Source organism: Providencia sp. AGC89 (assembly GCF_053543535.1).
On sequence record NZ_JBIXLP010000036.1, the window covers coordinates 1 to 6,731 of the forward strand.

Annotated in this window: 6 protein-coding genes; all 6 read left to right on the forward strand. The window is 47.1% G+C overall.

Features of this window, described 5'->3' with window-relative positions:
* Positions 1-2,664: AAA family ATPase (locus tag ACIPUA_RS07165; RefSeq protein ID WP_449059503.1), on the forward strand; the 2,664-nt coding region annotated here is incomplete at its 5' end.
* 409 nt (positions 2,665-3,073) lie between these two features.
* A complete protein-coding gene (locus ACIPUA_RS07170) occupies positions 3,074-4,012 on the forward strand; it encodes a RepA family replication protein (RefSeq protein WP_449059504.1) in 939 nt (312 codons plus the stop codon).
* Positions 4,013-4,717: 705 nt separating this feature from the next.
* Complete coding sequence (locus ACIPUA_RS07175) at positions 4,718-5,287, forward strand: ProQ/FINO family protein (protein WP_449059505.1); 570 nt, start codon at positions 4,718-4,720, stop codon at positions 5,285-5,287.
* Positions 5,284-5,904: a DUF2913 family protein gene (locus ACIPUA_RS07180; RefSeq protein WP_283126881.1), complete on the forward strand. Its 621-nt coding sequence runs from the start codon at positions 5,284-5,286 to the stop codon at positions 5,902-5,904. Before ACIPUA_RS07175 ends, ACIPUA_RS07180 begins: the two co-directional genes overlap by 4 nt.
* 48 nt (positions 5,905-5,952) lie before the next feature.
* On the forward strand, positions 5,953-6,138 hold the full coding sequence (locus ACIPUA_RS07185) for a hypothetical protein (protein WP_283126880.1): 186 nt from the start codon (positions 5,953-5,955) through the stop codon (positions 6,136-6,138).
* Between the two features lie 314 nt (positions 6,139-6,452).
* A partial coding sequence (locus ACIPUA_RS07190; RefSeq protein WP_449059506.1) for an Rpn family recombination-promoting nuclease/putative transposase occupies positions 6,453-6,731 on the forward strand: 279 nt, incomplete at its 3' end.

Here is a 6,731-nt window from a genome sequence, read left to right on the forward strand (position 1 = left end):
CGACAGTTAGCGGGGGTTGAAGGATTAGACAGCAAAGCCATTGAACAAGCGGCCGATAAAGCCACGGAAGCGTTATTGTCTAAGCCCGAAAAAGCCCTGCAACAAGGCATGACATTAGCGCAAGAGAGTCAAGTTTTTTTCTCGCGCATCGATGCGATTGCCAAAGCGTTACCATTACACAACTCGCTCGACAGTCAATCGCTGGGGAAAGCCTTTGACCGTTTAGTCGCCCAAAAAACCATCATCCCCGTGACCAGTGGTAAAGGGGCGGCCCAACAACACTACGTGACGGCCAGTACCTGGGAGATGGAAAAGCAAATCCTCACGACGATTTTAGCGGGCAAAGACACACAAACTCCGTTGATGGCGTCTGTGCCCGAGGCGCAACTGAACGGATTAACCTCAGGGCAAAAAGCGGCGACTGAGCTGATTTTAGGCAGTCGTGACCAATTTGTTGGTATACAAGGCTATGCCGGGGTGGGGAAAACCACGCAATTTACAGCTGTTCTCAAGGCTCTGGAAACACTGCCTGCTGCGCAGCGGCCAGAAGTCATCGGTCTTGCGCCTACGCACCGTGCCGTCGGGGAAATGGCGGCAGTCGGCGTAAAATCGCAAACCTTGCATGCCTTTTTGATGGATGCCAACCAACGTCAACAACAAGGTGAAACACTGGATTTTAAAAATACCCTGTTTTTAGTTGATGAAAGTTCCATGATAGGCAACCGAAATTTAAGTGAAGTCTTGCAAATCATTGCTCAGGGTGGGGGGCGAGGCGTACTCAGTGGGGATACGGCTCAGTTATTGTCAGTGGACAGTGGGACTCCCTTTGCGCTTGCACAAGACCGTTCTGCACTTGATACCGCCATTATGAAAGAAATTGTGCGACAAAATCCTGAACTTCGTCCTGCTATTGAAGCCATCATCGCGGGTCAAGTTCAAACGGCTATCGACACGATGAATAGCGTGACACCGGATGTGGTTCCTCGTCGAGCAGGCGCAAAATTGCCCGAACAGTCGGTGGTAGACTCAGGCAATAAGGTTATCACACATATTCTCGATGATTATCGCAGTCGAACGCCTGAAGCCCAAAAAGAGACACTCATTGTCGTGCAAACGAATGTCGATAAAGATGTTATTAACCGCGGTATTCATGACATTTTAATTGAGCAAGGACAATTGCAAGTGGGAAAAGCCGTACCGATATTAGTGCGCGAAAATACCCGTACCGAAGCCTTGTTATCAACCGCGGGGATGTCTGAGCATGCGGGTAAAATTGCACTCATTCAAGAGCAGTACTATCGGATTGCGGTGACAGAGGAAGGGATAAGTGATGGGGTTGTAACCCTGGTTGATGAGGAAGGGAAAGAGTATTTACTCTCGGCCTTTGAAAGTAGCTTACGAGATATTGGTATTTACCGCCAAGAAGGGCGTCACATTGCCGTTGGCGAAAAAATCACCTTTACTCGTACAGACAAAGAGCGTGGACGCGTGACGAACAGTGACTGGACAGTCAGCGAAGTTAATGAACACGGGCAAATCACCCTGACTAATGGTGAGGAGTCACGCGTGCTTGACCCGAATGGAGCATTGACTGACCAACATTTGGATTACGGTTATGCCGGCACCGCACATAAAGCGCAAGGGGCAAGTAGTCCGTATGTGATTGTCTTAGGGGGCGTCCAATTAGGACGACGTATGCTCGCCACTTTGCGTGATGCGTATGTCGCTTTATCCCGGACTAAAGCCCATGTCCAAACCTACAGTGATGATTTGGATAAATGGACAAGTAAAATTACAAACCCGGGCAACCGAAAGACGGCCCATGATGTGTTGTTGGCTGAACAAGACTATGCCGCCAAAGTGGGTAACCAACTGTTTGACCATGCTAACCCCCTTAATGACACGGCGATTGGTCGCGCATTAAGCCGCCAAATGGGACTCGGTGAGTCACACGAAGGAAAGTTTGTTTATCCGTCCACCAAGCACCCCGAACCGCATGTGGCGTGGCCAGTGTTTGATGAACACGGCAAGTCCCAAGGCACGATGCTACAAGCCATTGAACTCGACGGGGATAAACTGCAGGGGCTTCGCGCTGAAGGGCGTTTACTGGGGAGCGAACAGGCACAATTTATTGTTGTGAAACCCAGTCAAAACGGGCAAACCGTGATTGTGAACAGTCTAGAGTCCGCCTTTGAGACAATGGTACAGCAACCGGAACAGGGCGTTGTGGTACAACTCAATCCCGATGAACGTTTACACACGGCCATGATTGAAAAAATCACGCAAGGCGAAGTGGATAACGCCTATGCGAACCCGAATGCCGCGCAAACCGATAAAGCGGACAGTGACCCGAAAAATCTGCAAACCCCTGAGGAGCAGGCAATTGATAAAGCCTTAAAAGAGGCTGAAGCGGCCCTGCGTCAGCAAGCAAACAGCGACACCAAGGCACCTGAGCTCAACGAGGACGAACTGCGGCAGGTGATGGCGCAAGAGCGTGATAGCTTGCTGAAAGGGGAACATGACTTAATGGAGGCGAAAGAGCGAGTCATTGAAAAGGCCGTTCAGCTTGAACGTGAACATCAGCAACAACAACGGGACGTCTTGCGTCAACAAGAGCGTGAAATGGTGATGGAAAAATCCCGAGACCGTGAATTTGGTGATTAACACCCTGTTATTTCTGTTTTAACCCGCCTTGTCGGCGATTTCCGCCAATTCAATTTAGTTTTCTCCCGCGTCGAACCTCAAGTTTTATCACAAATTTTGTGAATAAATCGCGTCTTTATCGTGAAGACGTTGCTTGAATGCGCATAGAGTGCTAAATTGGCCGACAATTGATGTGAATTTTGTGGTCGCCACGCCGAAAGGTGGCAAGAAATGGGATGTAACACACAAAAATGTGCTGTGAACCCAAATAGAAAACCCCTGTAATCTTCTTCAATCTTGGCGGGTCGAAAAGATTATCAGGGGTCATCAGAGTAATTCCGCTAGGGGTAATGTTGAACTCCTAGCGGGGAGTATAGAATTATGCGCAAAAAAATTCAACTCCTTCCGTACAACATAAGTGCGGAGAGACATGTCTAATGGGATCTCAATTCCTGCAATTCCTTGTTCCGTCGGCAAAATTCATCGGCATTATGCGCCAAAATTTTTAGGGCAATTACCGAAATTAGTGCCGGTGCGTCGCTTTGCGGCCGCCTTAAAACGTCACGATTGGAACCGAAACCCCCATATTTACCAACTGCGCTACAGCAGAAAGCAGCGGATATCCGTGCGTTCAGAGCGCCGCGAAACCTTTGATGCGTTAGCGATGGCCATGATCGCCTATGCGGATTACAACCCCGAAAGTGGCGCGCTCTTTGAAGTAATGTGCTCCGTGGAGAAGTTGGCGGAATTGTGTGGCCAACTCTATCGCTATGACAGTGGTCGTAAAAGTTACGACCCGATACTGCATGCCTTGCGCGACTGGGAACAAGCCAACCTGATTGTCATTGACCGCGATTTTGATATCGAGGCCAAACAATACAAAGCGATGCGTATTTGGATACGGCCTGAATTTTTTCACGGGCTCGGCTTTTCCGCATTAGAACTGCGCGAAGTAGTCGCCAGTTTTAGCCGTTGGATGGAAAAAAAGGGATTAAAAGAGAGCTACCAAAAACGCTACGCCCAACATGTGTTGCGGCTTGCGCGTGCGAATGTGGCGTCACTGGAGACTAAGCACAAACTTCGCAATCTGCTCAACAAGCTTAAAACCCTCGTGGTTGGTAAAGATGAAGCGCTCAAACAAGAGAAAAAACATTTAGCGAAGGCCTTGAAGGAAAAGAAAGCGTTAGCCAAAAGTTTGGAATCACCAGAAAGCGCAGAACATGCCGCCTGGCGTCGTTTTGAATCGTGGAAGGTGACACAGCCCATTGCGGCGGTCATGGCTTTTGAGCGCAAAATGAAAGCCTTGTATCCGAGTGTTCAAGGGCAGGCTATTTACCTGCATTATCTGGAACACTTGCCCGACACCTAATTCATCCCCCCTAAATTTACCGCCTTGACTGGCGGTGGTTTCGTTCGCCCTAAATCTGGATAGCGTGTTTTTTGAACAGTAAAATCGTTATCTCAATCTCACCATTCATCTCGATGATGACTGTGCGAACATTTTCGCTGGATATTTACCCCATTAACTTCGAATGTATTTATTCTCTGCAATTAACTTCGAATAGTATTCGTGCTTTATGGTTAAATTCGTTTTTAGTTTCTGAACTAAACGTCCTTTTAAATAAAAGGAGTTGCGGCTCTGCTTTTTCAAGCCGCACACTCTAAAGAGATAAACCCAATAAAGCCTTCGCTTACAAGCCATAAATGGCTGTCGCTCAGATTAGGGTGTCAATATTGTGCCATTGCCCCCGTAAAGCTGGCCTCTGGCCACCTTAACGCGCAGCTACAGCCGTTCTTCGAGGCGTCGCCTCTCGCCCGTCTCACTGCGTTTTTCAAAGGGACAAATAACCTAAATAATGGTGTTAATATCATTTGGCTCTACCAGGACAGGGGGCAGATTGGGGTATTAAACAGCACGTAACCGCTCACACGGGTCTCGACGGCCCTAACCACTATTCGTTCTTTGTGACTATTTTGGCCGTCTACAGCCCTACGGGCGAGTGATTTCAGTTAAATTTCATGATAATCTGCCACTAATGTATTGACGCTAAACGTGATTTCGGTGTGAGGATGTATGGAACGCAAAAAATTAACCTTAAAACGTCCGACAACGGAAAACGGCACGGAAAGTACCGAACCGGTTATTCAACGTCGCCGTAAACAAGTAGTCGTTAATACACAGCGTAAACCCCATAAACCCGCCAAAACAGCGCCAACTCAACCTCCTAAAAAAGTGACACCTCCGCCCGCGAAAAAACAGAAAGCGGTTGTCGTTCCGTTAGAAAAGAAAGTTATTCCGCCAACGCCACCAAAACAACATCTGCCGTTAGAGGAGGCGATTGCCAATATTTCAGCCTATTGGCCACAACTCTTTCCCGATGGACAACTTCGACCGATGGCCGTGGGGACAAGAGAGGCCTTATTTGCGGACAAAAAAGTCCGTGAACTGCCTATTTCATATAAAAAATTGAAACGCAGCCTGGCGGCCATTAGTCACAGTGTCAAATATCGCACGACGATTATGCCTGGTGCAGTACGCTATGATAAAGACGGTCAGCCTAACGGGGCTGTCACGGAATCGGATGTTGCCGATACGTTAAAACGCATACAAAGACTCGCTAAACAACAATCGCGAAGCACATGACAAAAGTAATAAATTCCACGATTTCTGTTGAAGAAAAAAATCATTGGTTAGGTAAATTAGCCTTTGCCGCTTTAGTCGCACTCAAACTGGCGCAGTGGGATGGAAAAGCTGCCCGAAACGCCCAGTCCGAAAATCTTTTTCTGCTTCGCTGGTTACAAACGGCCCTGAAACAAAAACGCTTTCACCGCTGTGTCGTCCATGATTTTGAATGGCTCATCCACCTGGGTCAACAACGATTAATGACCTCAAAATTAAAATCACGGTTAGAATATCTGTGGCGTTCGTGTTGTTGTGATATTGCCAGCCAAAGTGATTTGTTTCGCTTAACTTACGCGATGGAGCTGCTTAAAGATTTGGGATGGGACAGTGTGATACTCAGTGATGACCGCTGGCAAAAACTGACAATGAAAAAACCGATATTGACTGGCATACCCACCTTCTATGTCACAGCCTCTGCGCTAACCACAGGGTTCAGTGATGAGGGGAAGCAGATTAACTCGGTCGAGTTTTGGGTGCTGGGTGATAAAAAACAATTTAGCGAAGTCTGCAAACAACACCATCTTTGCGGTCAGTTCGATGAAAATTTGCCACACTATACGTTGTTAGTATCACGGTAGAACGAGAATGTAAGATCCGATAATGTACATTTGTCAGAGGAGTTAAGCGTGTTTATTATTTTAATGACGACGCAAGTCATCGTGTTTTGCTTGATGTTATTTGTGTATCTTCGTTCACGTCTACATGGCGGGTCAGATAAATATTTAAACACGTTGATCTTTTGTTTTATTATCTTGACGGTGACATTGATCATCACCCAATCCCCCGCCCCACGGTTATGGAATGAAATGTAAAGCCAATCCCCTGAATGGTTTGTCACTTAGACATTAAGGGTTGTCAATTTTGCTTAATCCCATGACCATTTGGTGAATAAGGTTAACATTTTACGTGATTTGATTGACATGATGAGCTGGACGAAAACGAGTGTTATTTTTTATTTATCGTCCATGATTTCACTAATTCATTGAAATGACGTCACTAAATGCACTGGGTGTGTGGGCGAGAATACAAATTAGGCTTCACGTGAACATGGAAAACCGAAATACGGACAGACAATCGATTCTGCGTTATTATAAGCCTTCTTTCGTGAGGAGTGAGTGACTGAATAATGAAACCTAAGCACACGCCGACTGCCCATGATGCGGCTTTTAAAGGGTTTATGACGCAGATTGACAGCGCAAAGGACTTTTTTGACATTCACCTGCCTGAGCATATTAAAGCGCTGTGTGATTTCAGCACATTGGCACTGACAAATTCCTCGTTTATCGATAAACAGCTGCGCTCTCGCTTATCCGATGTGCTCTATTCGGTGCAAACAACGGAAGGTGAAGGGTATATCTATCTTCTCGTCGAGCACCAGTCCACGCCCGATAAACTCATGGCCTGG

Bases quoted from the DNA above. Each gene is read 5' to 3' on its own strand.
- ACIPUA_RS07170 (WP_449059504.1), top strand. From the start codon at position 3,074: ATGTCTAATGGGATCTCAATTCCTGCAATTCCTTGTTCCGTCGGCAAA.
- ACIPUA_RS07175 (WP_449059505.1), top strand. From the start codon at position 4,718: ATGGAACGCAAAAAATTAACCTTAAAACGTCCGACAACGGAAAACGGC.
- ACIPUA_RS07180 (WP_283126881.1), top strand. From the start codon at position 5,284: ATGACAAAAGTAATAAATTCCACGATTTCTGTTGAAGAAAAAAATCAT.